Below are 20,282 nucleotides of genomic sequence, written 5' to 3' on the forward strand. Positions count from 1 at the left end.
GGACACCATGACCACCAGAGCCCCGCTCGGCGCCCGCCTCTTCCTCAAGGACCGCCCCGACTGGGACGCCGTCACCGCAGACGACATCGCCGCCGGGCGCGCCGAACTCGCGCGCATGCTCCGCTCACCCGTCATGCGCCCCATCGCCGGCCGCCCCGACCGCGGCGCCCGCATCGAGGAGCACGTCCTCGACCTGCCCGGCCGCCGCCTCACCCTCCGCGTCCACCGCCCCGAACGCGGCCACGACCGGCTCCCGCTCGTCCTCTCCTTCCACGGCGGCGGCTTCATCACCGGCACCGCCGCCCAGAACGACTGGCTCAACAGCGGACTCGCCGCCGCGCTCCCCGCCGTCGTCGTGGCCGTGGAATACCGCCTCGCCCCCGAGCACCCGCTTCCCGCTCCCGTCGACGACGGCCGCGACACCCTCGACCGCCTCGCCGCCGACCCTTTCGGCTGGGGCATCGACCCCGCCCGCATCGCCGTCGTCGGCGAGAGCGCCGGCGGCACCATCGCCGCGCTCCTCGCCCAGCGCTCCCGCACGACCGGCCCGGCCGTCGCCGCGCAGGTCCTCCTCTACGCCGCCCTCGACTGGACCGCGGCCATGACCGACTACCCCTCGGTCGCAAGGAACATCGGCCAGCCCGGCCTCTCCGCGGGCGAACTCCACCTCGCGCGCAGGACCGCCCTCCCGCCCGGTTTCGACCCGGACTCCGTGTCCCCCTTGCGGACCGCGGACCTCCACGGCCTCCCGCCCGCGCTGGCGGTCGCGGGGGAGCTCGACCCGGCGTGCGACCACGCCCGCGAATACGTGCGGCGCCTGCGTGAAGCCGGGAACGACGCCCGCTACGTCGGGTACCCGAACGCGGTCCACAAGTTCATGAGCGTCCCCGGCCTGGTCCGGGCCGCCCGGCCCGCGCGCCGCGAGATCGTCGACTTCCTGCGCGCACACTTGCACGCGAAGACCGTGGCCCGCTGAAGCGAAGGGGCGGCGGGGCGGGGGGGGGGGGGGGCCCCCGGGGGGGGGGGGGGGGGGGGGGGACCGGGGGGGGGGGGGCCCCCCGGGGGGGGCGCCGGGGCCCGGATTCCGCGCGGGGCCCCCGGGGTTCCCCGGGGGGCGGCCCCAGGGTGGGGTGGGGTGGAAGGGCTAACTCGGGGTGCATGTCACCGCGGGCGTGGCAGCCGTGCCGCTGCCGATGAAGCCCCAGGTGGACGTCCGGGTCTGGCCCGCGGCGACCGAGCCGTTCCAGCCCACGTCCTCGGCCGTGACCGAGGAGCCGGAGGAGGTCACGTCGGCGTTCCAGGAACTGGTGATGGTCTGGCCGCCCGGCCAGGTCCACTTCAGCGTCCAGCCCGAGATCGCGGCGCTGCCCGCCGTCACGTCCACATTGGCCTGCCAGCCGGAGTTCCAGGTGCTGACCACCTTGATCGCCGCCGAGCATCCGCCCGCCGGGCCGCCAGTGGGGCTCGAGGTCGGGTCGGTCGGGCCGGCGGTGGGAGAGCTCGTGGGCGAGGTCGTGGGGTCGACCGGCGTGGTCAGGCCGAAGAACTCGAGCGCCTTGGCCGCCATGCCGTTCGTGTACAGGTTGTGGCCCACGCCCTGGAGGCTGATCGCCTCGACCGCGGCCTGGGCCCCGGTGCCGCCGTAGCGGGTCCGGTTCCAGTTCGCCTGCGGCGTGTCGGAGAAGTCAGGCGTCTGGTCGGTGCCGTTGACGTTCGTCCACTGGTCGATCTGCTCCTGGAAGTTCGGGTAGCGCAGGACGTTGTCGTTGGTGCCGTGCCAGATCTGCATGCGCGGCCACGGCCCGGTGTAGCCCGGGTTGGTCGCGCGGACCTCGTCGCCCCACTGCTGCGGGGTGCGGTCGATCTCGCCGCCGGAGCACTGCGAGTTCCACTCCGAGCTGCTGCCGGTCCGGAAGCACGTGTACGGCACGCCCGAGAAGGAGGCGCCCGCTTCGAAGACCTCGGGGTAGACGCCGAGCATCACGTTGGTCATCATCGCGCCGGAGGAGGTGCCGGTCGAGAAGATCTTGTCGGTGTCGACGCCGTACCGGCTGATCGTCCAGTCCATCATGGACTTGATGCCGACGGAGTCGGAGCCGGTGCCCGACAGCGAGGCCTCCGAGGCCACGTCCCAGCACTTGCTCGCGCGCGTCACCGACGGGTAGATCACGATGAAGCCGTACTGGTCGGCCAGGCGGGCCCACTCGGTGCCGGTGTAGAACGCGTTGGCGGAGCCGCCGCACCAGTGGATGCCGAGCACGAGCGCCGGTTCGGGCGCGAGGTTGTCGGGGACGTAGAGGTACATCTCGATGTTGCTCGGGTTGTTCCCGAAGTTCGTGACCTGGGTGAGGGTCGCCGCGCTGGCGGGTTTGGGGATCATGACCGCGACGAGCGCGACCGCGGCGACGAACACCGCGGCCGCCGCGGCGATCAGGCCTCTGCGCAGGCGGGGAAGGGCGGAGGTTGACATGGGGTCCTCTCTTGACGCTGCCGGAGGCGTCGTGACGGCCCCGGGGGAGGAGGGCCGTGCGAGCCGGTTACACGATGGGATCGCGCGAGGGTCCACACACTATATATCCATGATCTTCGATATGCAAGCGCTCCCAACGGGATCCGGCCCCCGAGGTCGGGAGTGCCGCGGTGCAGCGCCCCCGAATCTCAAGGGTTGCCGAGGGGTGCGACATCGCTTGGCGTGCTCCGCTACCCGGGGTCGGGTGTGTCGGTCGGCAGGCCCCCCGAATCGATCATCGCTCCGCGCTCTGACAGTCCGGCGGGCTCACGATTCGAACGGCGCGGTTCAGGACCGTTCGCCGGCGGCTGCCGCGATGCCGAGGCCGATGAGGGCGGTGCCGCCGGTGCGGGCGAGGATCAGCTTCGGGCGCGGGCGGCGGAGCACGTCGCGGGCGGCCGCGGCCACCACGCCCCAGACCGTGTCGCAGACCGCCGCGAGACCCGCGAAGGTCGCGCCGAGCACCAGCATCTGCACCGTGGCCGACCCGGCCTCGGTGTTGATGAACTGGGGGAGGATCGCCAGGTAGAACAGGATCGTCTTCGGGTTGAGCAGCCCCACCAGGAAGCCTTCGCCCATGGTCGCCAGCGCCCGCTTCGGGCTCCCGCCCTCGTCCTCGGGCGCCGCCATCAGGCCCTTGCGGTCGCGCAGCGCCTTCACCCCCAGATACACCAGGTACGCCGCGCCCGCGTACTTCACGATCGCGAACGCCAGCGCCGACTCCTGGATGAGCGCGCCCAGCCCGACCGCCGCGAGCGCCGAGGCGACGAACGTCCCGGTCGCGTTGCCCCATGCGGTGAGCACGGCCTGCTTGCGGCCGTAGGCGAGCGCCCGGCTGACGGTGAACATGACCGACGGCCCGGGGATCAGGATCAGGATGAGGGACGCGACGATGAAAGCCAGGTACTGCGCGATGCTCGGCATAACCCCGATCCAAGCATTCGACGGCCCCGGCGGCAACCTCATTCGAGGCGGGCCCGGCTCCGGGAACCGGGAGCGCCCGCTCGAACCGACCGATGCCCTGCGTCGACCCGGCGGCGGCTCTGTGTCCAGCCAGGTGTCGCGCCGGCCTGCGCGCCACTCCTCGCACCGGCGCCCGCGCCGTTTCCCGGCGCCGGCCGATGCCGCGCCCCGGACCCTCATTGCGGAAGTCGACCCGCGCTCCGGGTGCAGATTCCTTGCGCCGATGAATGGCGCGTCATGCGTGACATGTGATGTACTACTGCGCTCGTATTCGCCCCCGCTCCCAGCGCTGGTGCCCGCTTGATTTCCGGCAGGTGACGTGGAGCATAATTTTCATGACCTCCCACCCTTTATCCACACAGGAGTGTTCATGGACCACCCGCCCCGAGCCGGCGGACCGCCCCCGTCGTCCCGCTCCGCGCCCGCCCGCATCGCCCCGCAGTTCCTGCCCGCCCCGAACCGCACCCCGTCCGCCGGCATCAAGACCACCGGCGGCATCCGCCCCGAGCCCGGCACTCCAACCGCCCCAAGCACTCCCAGCCCGACCTCGACCGGCCGCACCGACCTCGACCCGTCGTACTCCACGCTCCTCCAGACGCAGAGCGACACCGCCCGCATCGCCCTCGCCGTGGTGCTCCTCGCCGCCCCCGTGATCGCCGCGATCAGCGCCTACCTCCTGCCGACCCTCCGCACGATCCAGTTGAGCCGCATCGAAGGCCTCAGCGTCTTCGGCTCCGCCGAGACCGTCGGCCCCGCCAACTACGACCAGGTGTTCGCCGAAGGCGCCTTCGCCGACAGCCTCACCGCGCTCGCCGGCCCGATCGCCGCCATGGTCCTCACCGGCACCGTGCTCGCCCCGCTCGCCGCCTGGCTCCTCCACCGCTCCGGCCCCCGCGTGCGCGCCATCGCCGCCGTCGTCTGGAGCCTCGCCGCGATCTCCTTCGCCCCGGCCGCCCTCACCGTCGCCTCGCTCATCGACCGCGTCGTCTCCGAGTCCGATCGCGAAGCGAGCCTGTACGACTGGCCCGTCCTCATCGCGGGCGTCGTCCTCGGCCTCGGCATCCTCGCGGGCCTCGCCGCCATGCGCGGCAACACGACCGGCAAGCACACCGGCCTCGTCGTCACCGCCGCCCTCACCGCGTTCGCGCTGATCGCGGCCGGCCTCCAGACCTTCGCCTACAGCTTCATCAGCGGCGTGCCGAAAGACGTCGAGACCCCCGTCTCCCAGATCTTCGACGGCCTCTACTCCGGCATCTCCCCGGGCCTGTCCACCGCGAAGTCCGTGCTGCTCATGGCGATCCTCGCCGCGCTCGGCCTCGGCGCCGCCCTCGTGTTCATCACCGCCCGCACCAGGATCGACGTCGAACCCCGCACCGCCGACGCCCCCGCGCCCGGGAACACCGTGCTCGGCGTCGTCGCGCTCGTGCTCCTCCTCGCCGCCGCCGTCTACGCCCTCCTGCCGTGGCTCGCCCGCCTCGGCGAGGACACCAGCGAAGGCGCGGACCTGTGGCTCGCGATCCGCCGCACGTGGGGCCCGCCGCTCATCACCACGGCCGTCGCGCTGCCCGTCGCGGTGCTCGGCGGCTACGCCATCGGTGTGCTGCGGCCCTTGGGGAACGCCTCGCGCTGGCTGCTGCTCCTGTTCGCGCCCTGGCTGTTCGTCGGCTCCGGTCCGCTCGGCGCGGCGAACCTCGAAGCGGTAGCGGGCGAAGGGGAGTACATGGTCATCGGGTCGTTCCCGGCGCGCGCATGGGTGGCGATCCCGCTCCTGTTCGTCTTCGCGGCGCTGTTCTGGGGCTTGGAGGACCGCCGCCGCGCGGCCCTCATCGAAGGCGCCGAACCGCGCGAGGCCCGCCTCGCGTTCTTCAAGGCCGCCTGGCCGATGATCGTCCTCATGGGACTCGCGCTGCTGCTCGTCAACGCCCAGGACCTGTTCTGGCAGCAGCTGACGTTCCAGGACATGCTGTCCTCGGGCCCGATGATCTCGGCCCTGGAGAACCTGGAGTTCGAGCAGTCCGGTGTGGCCCTTGGCTTCCCGATCCCGCTCCTGGTCGTGTACGCGCTCGCCGCGACCGCCGCGGCGATCTGGTACCTGCCGCGCCTCGCCGTCAGGACCGGCGGCGACTGAAAGGGGCCGGCGAGAAGCCGGCCCCCGTCACCCTATTCCTCAGCTGCGTACGAACTCGATGTCGTGGAATCGCCGCGCGGCCGCGTCGTAGTGCAGCCGTGCGCCTTCCATGTACCCGAACAGCGCGCCCCAGTCGTCGTGGTTCGCCTCCGGGAACAGCGTCACGAGCCCGCATTCGATGTGGCCGCCGTGGCCGATCACCAGGGCCGCGTCGCCCGGGCCGAGCGGGGCCATGAGGTCCGACCACTGCCGGGCGAGGGCGTGCGCGTAGTCGGACGCGACGCTGCCGCGCCGGTTGACGAGCCGGGCGAGCCGCGTGAACGGCGCGCCGACGTCGTACGAGGCGGCCTGCGACTCCTGCAGGAACCCGTTCACGTTGGGGAGCGTGGGGAGCTCCAAGGTCACCGCGAACCCCATCGCGATCGCCGTCTCTCTGGCGCGGGGCGCGACGCTGGTGGCGACGGTCTCGAAGGGCCCCATGAGCGTTCCCGACCAGCGGGCCAGCTCGACTCCCTCTTGAGAGAGGTGGACGGCCTCGTCTCCATTGCGCTTGCTGTGGCGGCGGATCTCGAGCATGGGCATTGGCGGTCTCTTCTCTTCTCGAACACGCTGCGCGGTACCAATCTACGGCTCGGCCCGCGCCGCCTCCCCGTCAGGGTTTGACCGCGATACCGGCCATCTGGGTGTGCTCGTACGGCTCGAAGTCGGCGAGCTCGGGGACGGTCCGGTCCGGGTCCTCGGGATACCAGCGGGACACGTATTCGAGGCCGGGCGGGACCATCGGCATGCCTTGGAAGTGCCCTTCGAGCCGCTCGATCGGTCGGATCCAGCCGTTCCCGAGCGTCTCGAGGCACGCCTGCGAGAGCCCGTGCTGGGCCGGGTCGCCGGTGTCGGGCCAGGCGGTGAGGAGCAGGTGCGAGCCGGACGCGAGGGGCTTCATGAGTTCGGCGATGATCGCGTCGGGGTCCTCGTCGTCGGAGATCTGCATGATCATGCCGACGATCACGACGCCGATGGGCCGGTCGAAGTCGAGGTGGTCCCGCACCTCGGGGTGCTCGAGGATCCGCGCCGGGTCGCGCAGGTCGGCGGTGACCACTGTGGTCGTGCGGTTGTCGGCGAGGAGCGCGCGGCCGTGCGAGAGCACCATGGGGTCGTTGTCCACGTAGACGACCCGCGTGTCCGGGTTGATGTCCTGGGCGGCCTCGTGGGTGTTCTGCTCGGTCGGGAGGCCGCAGCCGATGTCCAGGATCTGGTCGATGCCGCCGCGGCGGACCATGTACTGGACGCCGCGGATCAGGGCCGAGCGGTTGAGCCTGGCCGCCTCGCGCACCTGGGGGATCAGGTGGGCGAAGACCTCGGCGGCCTCGCGGTCGGCCTTGAAGTTGTCCCGGCCGCCGAGGAGCGCGTCGTACACGCGGGCGGTCGACGGGACGTCGGGGTTGATGCCCGGCACCGGCCATTCAGGGTCTGCGTCGTTCACGGTTGTCCAATCGGCACTGAATGGGCGGTCACAAGGGGAGCGGGGGCGCGCGGGGGCGGTCGCGCCGGGCTCGGCGCTGGAGCGCGCGAGCGGTCCCTCACCGGTGCGGGACGTCGCTCCAGACTAGCCCATGGGGCCGTCGAACACGAGCGTGCGCACACCGGTCGTGTCGCACCGTTTCGCCTTCGCACGCTGGGGAAACGCTCCCAGCGGGGGTGCGGAACGGGGCGCCCGGCAACCGGGCGCCCCGCGTGCGCTGTTGTTTATATAGGGCGAGTCGCTATGCGGCGCTGCCGGTTACGGCAGTGCCGGAACGCTCCAGGGTGTACTCGAGCGTCTTCCCGCTCCAGAAGTGGATCGTGAGGTTCACGGTCGAATTGTCGTTCACCGCCGCGAAGAACGCCTCCGGGAAGACGATGGTCCCGGCCTCGTAGTCCGGCGTGAACGCGGTGCCGAACTCCTTGAACTCGGTCCAGTCGGCCGGACCCGCGGCGGTCCCGTCCGGGTAGACCGCCTCGATGGTCGCGAGCTGGTCCCCGTTGAACGCCACCGGGACGGCGAGCTCGGTCGTGGTCCCGGTCGCGTCCTCCGCGACCGGCGCGGTCGAGGACACGACATGGAGCTTCCACGGCACGCCCGCGGAGTACCGGACTTCGAGCACGGCCTGCTCGCCCAGCTCGTCGCCGCCGGCGAGCCCGCCGAGCAGTTCGGCGCTGAGGGTCAGGTCGTCACCGTCCAACGTGTAGTCGGTGCCTTCGGCGAGTTCGGTGTCGCCGTTCCACAGTCCGGCGAACTCGAGGCCGTTCGGGTTGAGCGCGACGGTCTGCGCGGCCGGGGCCTCGCCCGCCGGCACGTACACGAGGTCGGAGGCGGCGGTGCCGGAGCGGCCTTCCCACGCGCCCGAGACGTGCGCCCACAGGTCCGGGTCCTGCCAGGTGTGGGACTCGCGGTCGAAGTGCTGGCCGTTGTCCCACCACATGGTGGTCATGCCGACCTGGTCGGCGTAGTGGCCGAGGTACTCGAAGAACTTGAGCTTCTCGCCCTGCTCGATCACGCCGGTGTGCTTGTCGAAGCCGAGGAGGCCCCACTCGCCGAGGATGACCGGGACGCCCTGGTCGATGAAGGTGGCCTTGACGCGGTCGAAGGTCGCCTCGATGTCGCCGCGCACCTCGTCGTTGAACGTGGTGTAGCCGGCGATGTTGACGCTGAAGGGCCAGAACCCGTAGTAGTGCACGGTGGCGGCGATCATCGGGTCGTTCAGGGACGCGATGCTCGCGGCGGCCGCGTCGAGGCGGGCCTGGTCGCTGCTGGTGTGCAGGGTCGGGATCACGAGCAGCCGCTCGGCGTTGACGCCGCCGGAGCCGCGCACGATCTCGTGGAAGGACTCGTTGAGCTCGGCGAGCAGCGCGTCGCCCTCTTCCTCGCTCACGTCGGCGAACTGCGGTTCGTTGATGTTCTCGAACACGAGTTCCGGCGGCGCGTCCGCGAAGGCCGCGGCGATCTGGGTCCAGGCCGCGTTGTACCGCGCGAGCACGGCGTCGTGCTGCGTGGGCATCTGGTTGACCCACTGCCACGAGTCGTGGTGCACGTTGATGAGCACGTAGAAGCCGTCTTCGAGCGCGAGGTCGACGACCTCTTTGACGCGCGCCATGTACTCGGCGTCGATCGCGTAGTCGCCGTCCTCGGCCTGGTGGGCCGACCACGTGACGGGGATGCGGATGGAGTTGAAGCCCTGGGCCCGAACCGATTCGAGCAGTTCAGGGGTGATCCGCGGGTTGCCCCAGGCGGTCTCGTCCTCGCCGACGGCGTCGAGCGAGTTGCCGAGGTTCCAGCCGGGCTGCATGGCCGCGACGGTCTCCTCGGCGCTGAGCTGGGCGGCGTCGGCGCCGTCCGCCTGCGGGTCTTCGGGTTCGGCGAAGGCGGTCCTGACGGTGAGCGCGGCGGCTACCGCCGCCGCCACCGCAACCAGGGCTGCGATGAGCCTGATCGGTTTGCGTCGCAAGGGTGATCACTCTTTCTGTGCGCCGCGGGAGGGCATGCCGGGTCGGCCTCCCATGCTGGCGCGTCGGATGACGAATTTGCCGGGATGATCCCGTATTGCGGGGTCGAAACGCTCCGGCAATGATTCCAGGGCCATTCGTGCATGTCAACCTTTTGATCGCCCGAGGCAACAAAAAAACTCCCTGTCACGAGGGGTGTGACAGAGAGTGCTGGCGACGCTGGCTAGGCGGCCAGGGCCTTCAGGACCGAGTCGAGGAGCCCGGGGAAGCGTTCGTCGAGCGCTTCGCGCCGGATCTGGACGTAGCGGTTCCGTCCGTCCACTCTGGTGGAGGTGATCCCTGATTCGCGGAGCACGCGGAAGTGGTGGGACACCGTCGACTTGTGGATCGTGATGCCGTCGGTGACCCCGATGCAGTTCTCGTCCCCGGTGTTCTCGGCGAGCCGCTGGACCATCTCCAGCCGCACGGGGTCGGCGAGGGCGTGCAGGACCTCCGGCAGTCGGATGTCCGCCACCGCAGGGTGAGGCAGCTCACGCATGGTCGTCACCTGGCCTTTCCTTCCGCCCCATGATATCCCTCAGTCGGATTGTTGCGCAACTATCGAACCATCACATAGTTTGATGTTTGCCAAACAATCAAACTGAAAGGACGCCATGGACCGCCGACTCCTTCCCCTGGCCGCCTCCGCGTTCGCCATCGGCACTGACGCCTTCGTCATCGCCGGACTCCTACCCGAGGTCGGCGCCGACCTCGACATCACCACCGCCGCCGCCGGGCAGCTCATCACCGTCTTCTCCCTCACCTACGCCCTCGCCGCGCCGGTGATCGGCACCCTGACCTCCTCCTTCGATCGGCGCAAGGTCATCCTGTTCGGGCTCGCGGTCTTCGTCGCCGGGAACGTCGTCACCGCGGTGGCGGACTCCTTCGCGCTGGCCCTCGTAGCCCGTGTCGTCACCGGTCTCGGCGCGGCCACCGCCTCCCCGCAGGGCACGGCGATCGCCGCCGCGATCGCCCCTCCGGAGCGGCGCGGCCGCTACCTCGCCGTCGTCACCGGCGGCCTCACCGTCGCGAGCGTGCTCGGCGTGCCGCTCGGCACGCTCATCGGCGCGGCGGACTGGAGGTTGACACTGTGGACGGTGGCCGGGCTCGGTGTCCTGGCCGCGATCGGGATCGCGGTCTGGCTCCCGCCGACGTCCGCGCCGGCGATCAGCCTCGCCGCGCGCCTGGCACCGCTGCGCGACCGGACCGCACTGGGCATCCTCGCCACCACTGCGCTCGTCCTGGCCGCCGGATACACCTTCAACACGTACGTGGGCGCGATTCTGGAGGAGGCCACCGGCGGTTCCGAGGCGCTGCTGACCGTGGTGCTCTTCGCTTCCGGGGTCGGGGCGCTGGTCGGGAACCTCCTGGCCGGGCGCCTCGTCGACCGGCTCGGGCCCGAACGGCTGCTGCTCGCCGCGCAGATCGCCACCACGGTCCTGCTGGTGGCCACGCCGCTCGCCGTCCACAGTCTGGCCGTGGCGATCCCCTTCTCGGCGGTCTTCGGGGCCGTCGGCTGGATGATGATCGTGCCGCAGCAGCACCGGCTCGTCACCCGCTTCCCCGAGGCGGTCTCGGTACTGATCGGCCTGAACGCCTCGGCGCTGTACGGCGGCGTGGCGCTCGGCGGCTTCATCGGCGGGGCGGCGCTCAACTGGGTCCCGGTCACCGGCCTCGGCCTCGTGGGGGCCGTGATCAGCCTGGCCGGGATCGTCGTCACGGCGGCGATGATCCGCGCGCCGAAGCCCGTGCCGAGTCCGGCGGCCGTCTGAGGCCCGGTGGCAGATCACACGGGACGATGGCCGTGTGCAGGCAGTATGCTTGCTGGATGGAGGAGTACGCGGGTGAGCCGATGGGCATGGGCACCGCTCTGGTGCGCACCGCGTTCCTGGTGGACGCGGTGTACGCGGACTCGGTCCGCGAGTTCGACCTCACCGTCCCGCAGGCGCAGCTGCTGTGCGTCCTCATCGCCAGGCCGTACGGCATGTTCGAGCTCGCGAAGACCCTGGGTCTCGCCAAGTCGAGCATCTCGGGGCTCGTGGACCGCTCGGAGAAGCGGGGCCTGGTGCGCCGCGAGGCCGATCCGGGGGACGGCCGGGCGTTCCGGGTCGCGCTCACGGACAAGGGCGCGCAGCTGGCCGAGCAGTTCCACGAGGAGACCACGAAGCGGGTGGCCGAGCTGCCGCTGGGGCTGAGCGCCGCCGAGCAGGAAGTCCTGGTCGGCCTGCTCACCCGGGTGATCGCGGACAACCACGTGCCGGCGGTCTTCACCGACTCGGGCTGCCCGTCCGCGAAGTGCTAAGGCCCGCAAACGTTCCGGAGACAGCGAAGCCCCCGCCGTCGGCTGACGGCGGGGGCCTTCCCGTTCCGGTGACGATCAGGCGGAACGGGGAGCCTGGTCAGGCCGAGGCGAGTCGGAACGCCTGGTCGAAGTAGCCGGTCATGAGGTCGCGGCCCTTCCATTCGATGACGGACTCGAGCGGCAGCTGCACGGGGCCGTTCTCGGAGGGCATCTGGCCGACGCCGAGCTCGGGGCCGAGCGGGACGATCGCGACGCGCACGGGGGAGGGCTCGTACACCGATGCCGGGGTCTCGCCGTTGATCTGCGCGATGATGTTGGCGGCCACCACTTCCGCGTGCTTGCCGGCGGAGGAGGCCCGCTTCTCCTCGTTGACGTTCGTGACGTCGCCGATGGCGTACACGTGCCCGTGTCCCTCCACATTGAGCGTGGAGGTGACGGGCACCTGCCCGCGCCGGTTGAGCGGCGCGAGGCCGTCCTCCAGGTACCCGGTGTTGGTGCTGACCCCGAAGGCGCGGAACCAGATGTCGGCCTCGATCGGCTCGCCGTCCACAGTGGTGGAGACGGTGCCGGCGCGGCCGGGCTCGACCGCCGGCTCGTCGTCGAGGGTGACGCCGAGGCGCACTTTGACGCCGAGCTTCTCGAGCTGCGCATGGAGTTCGGTGCGCAGTTCCGGCTCGTAGCCGGGCATCAGCTCTTCGGACGGGTCCACAATGGTGACGTGCTTCTCGGGCCAGACGGCCTTGATCTCGCCGGCCAGTTCCAGGCCCACCGGTCCGGCCCCGGCGATGAGCACGCGCTCGGCCCCGGCCAGTTCGGCGTGGGTCTCCTTGAAGTGCGCCAAGGCTTCCGCGGTGGAGTCGGTGCGGGTCTTGGCCGGGTACGGGTAGCCCGAGCCGGTGGCCAGCACGATGTAGTCGGCCGCGACGCGCTCGCCGGAGGCGAGGGTGACGCCCTTGGCGTCCACGCCCGCCGCGTACTCGCGGATCTGCTTGCCGCGCTTGATGAACCCGTCGTACGGGTAGAACATGCGCTCGGCCCACTGCTCGGGCTGCGTCAGCGCCCGGAGCGATCCGGCGGCGTGGACGAACGCGTCCTTCGGCTCGATCAGGACCACGTCGGCGTGCTCGTCCAGCGCCTTGGCGAGGGCGGCCCCGCCGTACCCGCCGCCGACGATCGCCACGGTCTTCCCCTGCTGCGTCATGTCGTTCCCTCTCCGAAAAACTAGTTCGTTATACGAACCATAATAGTTCGCACTACGAACTACAAGGGGCGCGGCCGACCGATCCCGTGACGCCCCTCACCCGTGAGACCGCATTCGCGACCGCATAAGTCCTGCTATGGACGCAGGATCCTCGCCGAAGCCTTAAAATCTGAGGTTGGCTCAGCCGGTGGTCGGAACGCCGATCCGCCCGGTCCGGGCCGCGTCATAGCGTCGGTACGAGCAGCTTCGGAGGCGCATTCCTTGAACGCCTCGCTTCGCCGCCTCGCCATGACGATGCCCGCCGCCGCGGCCGTACTGGTCCTGGCGGTCGTCGGCGGACCGGTCTCGCCCCGGATCGAAACGTCCTGGCGGAACGCCACCGCGACCGCGGGCGGCGGGGACTACGAATGCACCGTCGCCGACCCCGGTGCGCTGCGCTCGGCCGTCTTCGGCACCTCCGGCTGGGACGAGGCCCAGATCGACAACGCCACCGCCGTCTATCTCGCCGCCGCCGAACGCGGGCTCGGCGACCAGGCGGCGATCATCGGTCTCATCACCGCCTACCAGGAATCGCGGCTGTTCAACTACGCGAACTTCAACGTCGAGGAGAGCCTCGAGCTCGACCACGACAAGATCGGCGACGACCACCGTGATGTCGGGATCTTCCAGCGGTCGCCGAGTTCGGGCTGGGGTTCGGTCAGTGACCTGATGGATCCTGAACGTGCCGCTCGCGCGTTCTATGACGAACTCGTCGCCGTCGACGGCTGGGAGCGCATGACGCCCGTCGAGGCCGCTCGGGCCGTGCCGGGCTCGGCAACCAGGGACGCCTACCCCCGATGGGAGGGCTACGCGGAGAGCGCCGTCGGCCAGTTCACCGACCACACCCGCTGCATTCCGGTCGGCGACGAATGGGCCTGGACCCACCCGGTTCCCGACGGGGTCTTCTGGGGCGGCTTCAGGACCGCCGACCGGCCCGGTCACGACGGCGTGGACATCGGCGCCGAGGACGGCGGTAAGGGCGCCGAGATCGTCGCCGCCAGCGCCGGCGTGGTCGCGCGCGTCCGGTGCGATGCCCAACTGGGCGAGCGGGACTACTCGTGCGATGTCGACGGCGCGGCGGAGGTGTCGGGCTGCGGCTGGTACGTGGATATCGAGCATCCGGACAATGCGGTGACCCGCTACTGCCACATGATGAGCCGGCCGCTGGTGGCCGTGGGCGACGTGGTGTTGCCCGGAGAGGTCATCGGGTACCTCGGCAGTTCAGGGAACTCCGGCGCCCCGCATCTGCATTTCGAGACACATGTCGGCAGCCCGCCCGCCACCTCGGCGAACGCGGTGTCGCCGGTCGAATTCATGGCCGAGCGAGGCGTGAGCATCGAGTAGCGGCCGCCCGCCGTCGCCGGGGTGTCGTACTTCCGGCCGCGGCGGATCACCACGATCACGCTGCCAGCCGCGTTCGGGCGAGGGGCGTTCTCGGTCGGCCGTCCGTCTACGGATCTTGCGTATCCGCCGGTCGGTGCTCTATCGGGCCAGCGGATGCGGTCGGGCGGCGAACGCCGTTGAGCCATGGTGGGAAAACCCCGGCCGGCATCCTCGAATCCAACGCTCCCGGTCGCGCTTCCGCTGCGGCCCAGACTCATCGGACCGCGCTCAGGTGACACAACGGAAAAACTTCGCTACCTTCCTTCCATGAGCGCCGCCACCCATGCCTCGGACGACCTGCCCGGCAACCCGCTCCGGGAACTCCACCTCGATCAGCTCCGCCGGCGCACCAGCGCCAAATGGCGGACCCACCCCGCCGACGTGCTGCCCCTCTGGGTCGCCGAGATGGACGTCCCCCTCGCCGCACCGATCACCAAGGCCGTCACCGACGCCCTGGCCGCCGGCGACACCGGCTACCCCGCCGGGACCGCCTACGCAGAGTCCTTCGCCGAGTTCGCCGCCGCCCGCTGGGACTGGGAGGACCTCACCCCCGCTCGCATCAGGCCCGTCCCCGACGTCATGCTCGGCGTCGTCGAAATGCTCGACCTCGTCACCGCCCCCGGCGACGCCGTCATCGTCAACAGCCCCGTCTACACGCCCTTCTACGACTTCTGCGCCTTCAACGGCCGCAAGGTCATCGAAGCCCCGCTGGGCCCCGACCACCGCATCGACTTCGCCGCCCTCGCCGAAGCCTGCGAACTCGCCCTCGGCCGCGGACGACGCGCCGCCTACCTCCTCTGCAGTCCTCATAACCCGACTGGCACTGTCCACAGTGCTGCCGAGCTCGCGCGCGTCGCCCGAGTCGCCGCCAGCTACGGCGTCCGCGTCATCGCCGACGAGGCCCACGCGCCTCTGTGCGATCCCGGCACCGCCTTCACTCCGTACCTCACCGTCCCGGGCGGCGAGAACGGCCTCGCCCTCACCTCCGCCGCCAAGGCCTGGAACCTCCCGGGCCTGCGTGCCGCCCTCGCGATCGCCGGACCTGACGCCGCCGTCGAACTCGCCCGCATGCCCGAGCAGATGAGCGGCAGCACCAGCCACCTCGGCGCCATCGCCCAGACCGCCGCCTTCCGCGAAGGCGGCGCCTGGCTCGACGCCCTCCTCGCCGGGCTCGCCGAGAACCGCAAGATCCTCGCCGACGAGCTTGGAACCCAACTGCCGCAAGTGGTCTACCGGCCCCAGCCCGGCACCTACCTCGCCTGGCTCGACTGCCGCCCCCTGGGCCTCGGCGACGACCCCGCCGCGCACTTCCTCGAACACGGCCGCGTCGCCCTCAACGCCGGCCACCGCTTCGGCACCGGCGGCGCAGGCCACGTGCGCCTCAACTACGCCACCTCGCCCGAGATCCTGACCGAGGCCGTCTCCCGCATGGCCGCCTCCCTGCAGAGTTGACAGGTACCTGTCAAACGACGTAGCCTCGGGGACGTGCAGCTCACGCCCCGCGGCCTCGCCGTGTCCGAACTCGCCATCGCGGTCTTCCGCGCCAACGGCGCCCTGATGGCCGCGGGTGACGCTCTCACTCGCCCGGCAGGACTCACCAGCGCCCGCTGGCAGGTCCTCGGCGTCATCGACCACGCCCCGGCCACCGTCGCGGACATCGCCCGCACGATGGGACTGCGCCGCCAGAGCGTGCAGCAGACCGCCGACGCACTGGTCGCCGACGGGCTTGCGCTTCTTGCGGAGAATCCGCGCCATCGGCGGGCGAAGCTCCTGGAACCGACCGGGGAAGGGCGCACTGCTCTGGCGGAAGTCGAACGCGCCCACGCCGAGTGGGCCGACGCGCTGGCGGCGCAGCTGCAGCCGTCCCAGATCGAGGCCGCCACGGCCGCCCTGCGCGCGCTCACCGACGCGCTCGAACCGGAAGGAAGCCGATGACCGGCGCGTTCACCATCCCCTTGCTGCCGTGCAACTCCATCGACGAGACGAGCGAGTTCTACCGGATGCTCGGCTTCACCATGACCCACCACCAGACCCGCCCGAACCCCTACATCGTGATGGCCCGCGACGACTGGCAGCTCCACTTCTTCGGCGTCGACGGCCTCGATCCTGAAGCCACGTACGGGACCTGCCTGGTCTTCGTGCCGGACACGGGGGTGCTCTGGGACGAATTCGCAGCCGGGATGCGGGAAGCACACGGCAAGGTGCTCGTCTCCGGGATACCGCGGGTCACGCGCCCGCGCAAGCGCGCGAACACCGGGAACCGGGCCGGGTTCTCGCTGACCGACCCGAGCGGGAACGTCATCCGGTTCTTCCCGCAAGCGGAGGATTCCGAGGAATCCGAAGCGCCGCAGAGCAAGCTGGGCAAGACGCTTGAGAGGGCGATCGTCTTCGGGGAGGCCAAGGGGGACACGGCGCAGGCGATCAAGCTGCTCGATTCGACCCTGGCGCGGAGTGGCGGGGAGGCTCCCAAGTCGGAGCTCATTGACGCACTGGTCTATCGGGCTGAGCTCGCACTGCGGGAGGGGGACGGCGACAAGGCTGCCGAGGTGTTGCAGCGGGTCGAGGGGACCGCGCTTTCGGACGCTGAACGAAAGGCGGCTGCGGGCGCGCTGGCGACCGCCGAGGATCTGGCGAAGCAGCTCTGAGGCAGGATGATCCTCGGGCCGACTTGAAGGAGCCGATTCATGCCGATCCGGGGCGTGCTGTTCGACATCGACGAAACCCTGTTCGACGCCTCCGGCGCGCAGGGAGTCGCCCTCGCCGCGCACCTGCGGGCGGAAGGACTCCTCGAGCGTTTCGCGAATGTGGATGCGGCAGTTGAGCTCTGGCAGGAAGTGCTCGACGCCGAGTACGAACGGTTCCTCGCCGGGGAACTCACCTTCGTCGAGCAGCGCCGGGCGCGGGCGAGGAGCTTCATGGCCCGCGTGGGGGACTCGACCCCGATGTCCGATGAGGACGCGACGGCTTGGTTCGGCCGCTTCCAGTCCCATCGCCATGCACTCCGGGTGGCGTTCCCGGACGCCGATCCTGTGCTCGGCAGGCTCAAGCCTGCATTCCGGTTGGGCGTCGTCTCCAATTCCGAGCTCGAACATCAGCGGGCGAAGCTGGAGCAGATCGGTCTGCTGCACTACTTCGGCGACGCGATGGTCTGTTCACAGCAGCACGGCGAGCCGAAGCCGGCGGCGAGCATCTTCCATGCCGGGTGCGCAGTCATCGGTCTGGAGCCGGGTGAGGTGGCCTACGTCGGGGACAACTATCTGCTCGATGGCTTGGGCGCCAAGGAAGCCGGACTCGCGGCGTTCTGGCTCGACCGGGCTCGCACTGGGAAGGCCGTCGATCCCGGAGTTCGCGTGATCCATTCGCTTGACGAACTCCCGGGAGCGCTCGGCGAGTGCCACCGCCCTGCGCCCGCTTCGGTGCCACCGGGATCAGCTGCTCAGTGATCTCCCACAGCCCTGCTGACACCGAGCGTGATGACCGGAGAAGGCCAGTGCCGCTGCGAGTCCGTCGGTGCGACGGTGACTTTGACCCACGCGGAAACCGCCGCCGGTCCTTAGGCTCACGGCATGGCCGCCACACCTCCTCTCCCGCCGCTGCCCCGGAGCTGCGCATGAAGTTCTTCCCGCTCTCGCGCGTGCGACTGCTGGAGAGCCCGTTCTCGCGGGCGGTGCGCACGGATCTCGATTACGTCCTGTCCTGGGAGCCCGACCGCCTGCTTGCGCCGTTCCTGCGCGAAGCCGGCCTCGAGCCCCGCGCCGAGAACTACGGCAGCTGGGAGAGCACCGCCCTGGCCGGGCACATCGGCGGCCACTGCCTCTCTGCGCTCGCACTCCTCGCAGCCGCCACCGGTGGGGCGGAGCCGCGCCGACGCCTCGACTACATGGTCGCCGAACTCGCCCGAGCCCAGACCCATTGCGGCACTGGCTATCTCGGCGGCGTCCCCGGGGGCGTGGCCCTGTTCGAGGATCTGCGCGGCGGCGGCGTCGAGGCGGCGCGCGAGCTCGGCCGCCACTGGGCGCCCTGGTACAGCGTGCACAAGGCCTTCGCCGGCCTGATCGACGCGCACCGCCTCCTCGGCCACGAGCAGGCGCTCGACGTGGTCGTCCGCCTCGCCGACTGGTGGCTGGACATCGCGGCGGGAATCGACGACGAGGCCTTCGAGGCGATGCTCGGCACCGAGTTCGGCGGCATGAACGAGGCCTTCGCCGATCTGGCCGCCGTCACCGGGCGCCGCGCCTACGCGGACATGGCCATGCGGTTCTCCCACCGTGTGATCCTGGACCCGCTGCTGAAAGGCCGCGACGAGCTGACGGGGCAGCACGCCAACACGCAGATCCCCAAAGCCGTCGGATACGCGGCAGCGGCCGCCGTCCGCGGCGACGGGGAACTGCTCGCCGCCGCCCAGTGCTTCTGGCGCGCAGTCGTGGAGCACCGCACGGTCGCCAACGGCGGCAACAGCGTCCGCGAGCACTTCCACGCCCGCGACGACTTCGCGCCGATGATCGAGGACCGCACGGGCCCCGAGACCTGCAACACCTACAACATGCTCAAGCTGACGAAGGCGCTCGCCGAGGCCGCCTTCGATCCGTCGCAACTGGACTACGCGGAGCGCGCGGTCTACAACCACCAGTTGGCATCGCAGCATCCCGAGCACGGCGGCCTGGTCTACCACACCTCCATGCGGCCGCGCCACTACCGCGTCTACTCCCAGCCGGAGCGCAATATGTGGTGCTGCGTGGGCACCGGCATCGAGATGCAGGCGAAGTACGGCGAGTTCGTCTTCGGCGAGCACGACGGCGCCCTCGCGGTCAACCTGTACACCCCCGCCGTCCTCGACGCGCCCGAGTTCGGCGGCCGCTTCCGTCTGGAGACCGGCTTCCCCGCCGACGACCCTCACGTCAGCCTCACCCTGGACATTGACGAGCCGCGCACCTTCCCGCTGCGGCTGCGCGTGCCTGTTGGATGCGACGGCCCGGCTGGCCTCGCGGTCAACGGCCGGTCGGTCGAGGGAGAACCCGCTCCGGGCGCGGTCGTGCTCGAACGGGAATGGCGGCCCGGGGATGCGGTCACTTTCCTTCTCCCGCTGCGACTTCGGGCCGAGCGACTGCCTGACGGCTCTCCGTGGCAGGCATACTTCGCCGGTCCCGTCCTGCTCGCTTCCCGGGAGGGCACGGCACACCTCGCGGGATTGCGCGCAGACGAAGCGGACTGGTCGCAGATCGCTCACGGGGCCCTGGTCGGTTTCGCCGACCTCCCGATCATCACGGACACGGCCGCTGAGGACGTCCTCAGCCGCGAGGCGCCGCTGCGCTACCGCCTCCGATTCGCCGATCCCGCAAGCGAAGCCGAGCTCGTGCCGTTCTACGAGGTGCACGACAGCCGCTACACCCTCTACTGGCCCGTCGCCGCACCCGACGAGGTGGCCCGGCGCCGCACTGCGCTGGTCGAGGCCGACCGCGGGTCTCTCGCCCTCGACGCCGCGACCCTCGACACGGTCGTCTTCGGCGAACAGCAGTCCGAGACCGACCACGGCTTCCGCGGCGAAGCGGCCGTCGTCGCTGTCGACGCCCAGGGCCGCCGTGCCCGCACCACGGCTGCCCGCATGTCGGTCGTGCTCAACGACCCGGAAGGGGCCGGGCGCGTGTTGCGCATCGGTTTCCGCCACGCGGGAGGGTCCACCGGGGTCACCGTGCGCTTCAACGGCATACGCATCGCCGAGGAGGCCTGGGACGACCGACACGGCGACACCGAACTCGACTACGCCCTGCCGCAGTCGCTCCCCGCCTGCACGCTCGAGTTCGCCGCGCCGGACGGCAAGGCCACACCCGGCATCACCACTGTGCGCCTCCTCCGCTGAGAGGCACTGGACCGGGGGTTTGAACGCCGTTCGCGGTCGCCTTCAGCCCGGCGCCGGGCGCGGCGAGGAGCGACGACTCGTCGAGCGGTTTCGGGCACCGCGACACGATCTCATGCCTTTTTTGGAGGGGGGTGTGGGAACGCCAGCGGATTGTCTGCGGAGTGTGTGCGTGGGTTGCGGTTCAGGCGGGCGGCGACGAAGAGGTGAGTTGATGGGTGCGGTCGCTGGCGGGGTGCGGGTTTGTTTTGGGGTGGGCGACACTCCCGGCCGCGGGGGCCGGTGTTGGCTGTTCCCTTGGGGTGCAGGGGGTTTGGGGCGAAACGTGAGGGTCTTGTACCCCTGTGGGTGATGACAGTGTGGGGTGGTGCGAGGGATGATTGA

Annotated in this window: 17 protein-coding genes; 10 read left to right on the forward strand and 7 right to left on the reverse strand. The window is 70.6% G+C overall.

Translation table 11 applies throughout. The features are described from left to right. Positions 1-7 precede the first annotated feature (7 nt). Positions 8-976 carry an alpha/beta hydrolase gene (locus tag O2L01_RS09035; RefSeq protein WP_270121592.1) on the forward strand — a complete coding sequence of 323 codons (969 nt, stop codon included), beginning with the start codon at positions 8-10 and terminating at the stop codon, positions 974-976. Positions 977-1,144: 168 nt separating this feature from the next. Here O2L01_RS09035 and O2L01_RS09040 read toward each other — a convergent pair whose 3' ends face one another. Then, entirely contained in the window at positions 1,145-2,470 is a 1,326-nt protein-coding gene (locus tag O2L01_RS09040) for an extracellular catalytic domain type 1 short-chain-length polyhydroxyalkanoate depolymerase (protein WP_270121593.1), read from the reverse strand. Between the two features lie 327 nt (positions 2,471-2,797). Beyond that, on the reverse strand, positions 2,798-3,433 hold the full coding sequence (locus tag O2L01_RS09045; RefSeq protein WP_270121594.1) for a LysE family translocator: 636 nt from the start codon (positions 3,431-3,433) through the stop codon (positions 2,798-2,800). A gap of 409 nt (positions 3,434-3,842) precedes the next feature. Between O2L01_RS09045 and O2L01_RS09050 the strand changes: the two genes are divergently transcribed. Beyond that, positions 3,843-5,600 (forward strand): hypothetical protein, encoded by a 1,758-nt coding sequence (locus O2L01_RS09050; RefSeq protein WP_270121595.1) that lies wholly within the window; start codon positions 3,843-3,845, stop codon positions 5,598-5,600. Between the two features lie 39 nt (positions 5,601-5,639). Here the strand turns inward: O2L01_RS09050 and O2L01_RS09055 are convergent, their stop codons facing one another. From O2L01_RS09055 to O2L01_RS09070, 4 genes are all read right to left on the reverse strand, one after another. After that, on the reverse strand, positions 5,640-6,182 hold the full coding sequence (locus tag O2L01_RS09055; protein ID WP_270121596.1) for a hypothetical protein: 543 nt from the start codon (positions 6,180-6,182) through the stop codon (positions 5,640-5,642). A 70-nt stretch (positions 6,183-6,252) separates the two neighbouring features. Beyond that, positions 6,253-7,080: an SAM-dependent methyltransferase gene (locus tag O2L01_RS09060; protein ID WP_270121597.1), complete on the reverse strand. Its 828-nt coding sequence runs from the start codon at positions 7,078-7,080 to the stop codon at positions 6,253-6,255. 280 nt (positions 7,081-7,360) lie between these two features. Further along, positions 7,361-9,082: a cellulase family glycosylhydrolase gene (locus tag O2L01_RS09065; RefSeq protein WP_270121598.1), complete on the reverse strand. Its 1,722-nt coding sequence runs from the start codon at positions 9,080-9,082 to the stop codon at positions 7,361-7,363. Positions 9,083-9,303: 221 nt separating this feature from the next. Beyond that, positions 9,304-9,618, reverse strand: a complete 315-nt coding sequence (locus O2L01_RS09070) for an ArsR/SmtB family transcription factor (RefSeq protein WP_270121853.1) — start codon at positions 9,616-9,618, stop codon at positions 9,304-9,306. Between the two features lie 115 nt (positions 9,619-9,733). On the opposite strand from O2L01_RS09070, the gene O2L01_RS09075 reads away from it, so the two are divergent. Further along, positions 9,734-10,891: an MFS transporter gene (locus O2L01_RS09075; protein WP_270121599.1), complete on the forward strand. Its 1,158-nt coding sequence runs from the start codon at positions 9,734-9,736 to the stop codon at positions 10,889-10,891. Between the two features lie 80 nt (positions 10,892-10,971). Then, entirely contained in the window at positions 10,972-11,421 is a 450-nt protein-coding gene (locus O2L01_RS09080; protein ID WP_344469125.1) for a MarR family winged helix-turn-helix transcriptional regulator, read from the forward strand. 97 nt (positions 11,422-11,518) lie between these two features. Here O2L01_RS09080 and O2L01_RS09085 read toward each other — a convergent pair whose 3' ends face one another. Then, on the reverse strand, positions 11,519-12,622 hold the full coding sequence (locus tag O2L01_RS09085; RefSeq protein WP_270121601.1) for an NAD(P)/FAD-dependent oxidoreductase: 1,104 nt from the start codon (positions 12,620-12,622) through the stop codon (positions 11,519-11,521). 261 nt (positions 12,623-12,883) lie between these two features. Here O2L01_RS09085 and O2L01_RS09090 point away from each other — a divergent pair, with 261 nt between their 5' ends. The 6 genes from O2L01_RS09090 (at position 12,884) to O2L01_RS09115 (ending at position 19,901) form a co-directional block, all read left to right on the forward strand. After that, the gene (locus tag O2L01_RS09090; RefSeq protein WP_270121602.1) at positions 12,884-14,005 is read left to right on the forward strand and encodes a M23 family metallopeptidase; all 1,122 of its coding nucleotides are present in this window, start codon (positions 12,884-12,886) and stop codon (positions 14,003-14,005) included. 306 nt (positions 14,006-14,311) lie between these two features. Continuing rightward, entirely contained in the window at positions 14,312-15,496 is a 1,185-nt protein-coding gene (locus O2L01_RS09095; protein ID WP_270121603.1) for a MalY/PatB family protein, read from the forward strand. A 33-nt stretch (positions 15,497-15,529) separates the two neighbouring features. Then, positions 15,530-15,979: a MarR family winged helix-turn-helix transcriptional regulator gene (locus O2L01_RS09100; protein WP_270121604.1), complete on the forward strand. Its 450-nt coding sequence runs from the start codon at positions 15,530-15,532 to the stop codon at positions 15,977-15,979. Next, positions 15,976-16,689: a hypothetical protein gene (locus tag O2L01_RS09105; RefSeq protein WP_270121605.1), complete on the forward strand. Its 714-nt coding sequence runs from the start codon at positions 15,976-15,978 to the stop codon at positions 16,687-16,689. The genes O2L01_RS09100 and O2L01_RS09105 overlap by 4 nt, the downstream gene beginning before the upstream one ends. 39 nt (positions 16,690-16,728) lie before the next feature. Further along, the gene (locus O2L01_RS09110; protein WP_270121606.1) at positions 16,729-17,487 is read left to right on the forward strand and encodes an HAD family hydrolase; all 759 of its coding nucleotides are present in this window, start codon (positions 16,729-16,731) and stop codon (positions 17,485-17,487) included. Positions 17,488-17,654: 167 nt separating this feature from the next. Further along, positions 17,655-19,901: a beta-L-arabinofuranosidase domain-containing protein gene (locus O2L01_RS09115; RefSeq protein ID WP_270121607.1), complete on the forward strand. Its 2,247-nt coding sequence runs from the start codon at positions 17,655-17,657 to the stop codon at positions 19,899-19,901. Positions 19,902-20,282: the final 381 nt, after the last annotated feature.

Origin of the sequence: Glycomyces lechevalierae, from assembly GCF_027622945.1 — a bacterium.
GTDB lineage: Bacteria > Actinomycetota > Actinomycetes > Mycobacteriales > Micromonosporaceae > Glycomyces > Glycomyces rutgersensis.

Coding starts and splice junctions, on each gene's coding strand:
- O2L01_RS09045 (WP_270121594.1), bottom strand. CDS start 3,433: ATGCCGAGCATCGCGCAGTACCTGGCTTTCATCGTCGCGTCCCTCATC.
- O2L01_RS09075 (WP_270121599.1), top strand. CDS start 9,734: ATGGACCGCCGACTCCTTCCCCTGGCCGCCTCCGCGTTCGCCATCGGC.
- O2L01_RS09070 (WP_270121853.1), bottom strand. CDS start 9,618: ATGCGTGAGCTGCCTCACCCTGCGGTGGCGGACATCCGACTGCCGGAG.
- O2L01_RS09085 (WP_270121601.1), bottom strand. CDS start 12,622: ATGACGCAGCAGGGGAAGACCGTGGCGATCGTCGGCGGCGGGTACGGC.
- O2L01_RS09055 (WP_270121596.1), bottom strand. CDS start 6,182: ATGCCCATGCTCGAGATCCGCCGCCACAGCAAGCGCAATGGAGACGAG.
- O2L01_RS09080 (WP_344469125.1), top strand. CDS start 10,972: ATGGGCATGGGCACCGCTCTGGTGCGCACCGCGTTCCTGGTGGACGCG.
- O2L01_RS09095 (WP_270121603.1), top strand. CDS start 14,312: ATGAGCGCCGCCACCCATGCCTCGGACGACCTGCCCGGCAACCCGCTC.
- O2L01_RS09115 (WP_270121607.1), top strand. CDS start 17,655: ATGAAGTTCTTCCCGCTCTCGCGCGTGCGACTGCTGGAGAGCCCGTTC.
- O2L01_RS09105 (WP_270121605.1), top strand. CDS start 15,976: ATGACCGGCGCGTTCACCATCCCCTTGCTGCCGTGCAACTCCATCGAC.
- O2L01_RS09035 (WP_270121592.1), top strand. CDS start 8: ATGACCACCAGAGCCCCGCTCGGCGCCCGCCTCTTCCTCAAGGACCGC.
- O2L01_RS09050 (WP_270121595.1), top strand. CDS start 3,843: ATGGACCACCCGCCCCGAGCCGGCGGACCGCCCCCGTCGTCCCGCTCC.
- O2L01_RS09110 (WP_270121606.1), top strand. CDS start 16,729: ATGCCGATCCGGGGCGTGCTGTTCGACATCGACGAAACCCTGTTCGAC.
- O2L01_RS09040 (WP_270121593.1), bottom strand. CDS start 2,470: ATGTCAACCTCCGCCCTTCCCCGCCTGCGCAGAGGCCTGATCGCCGCG.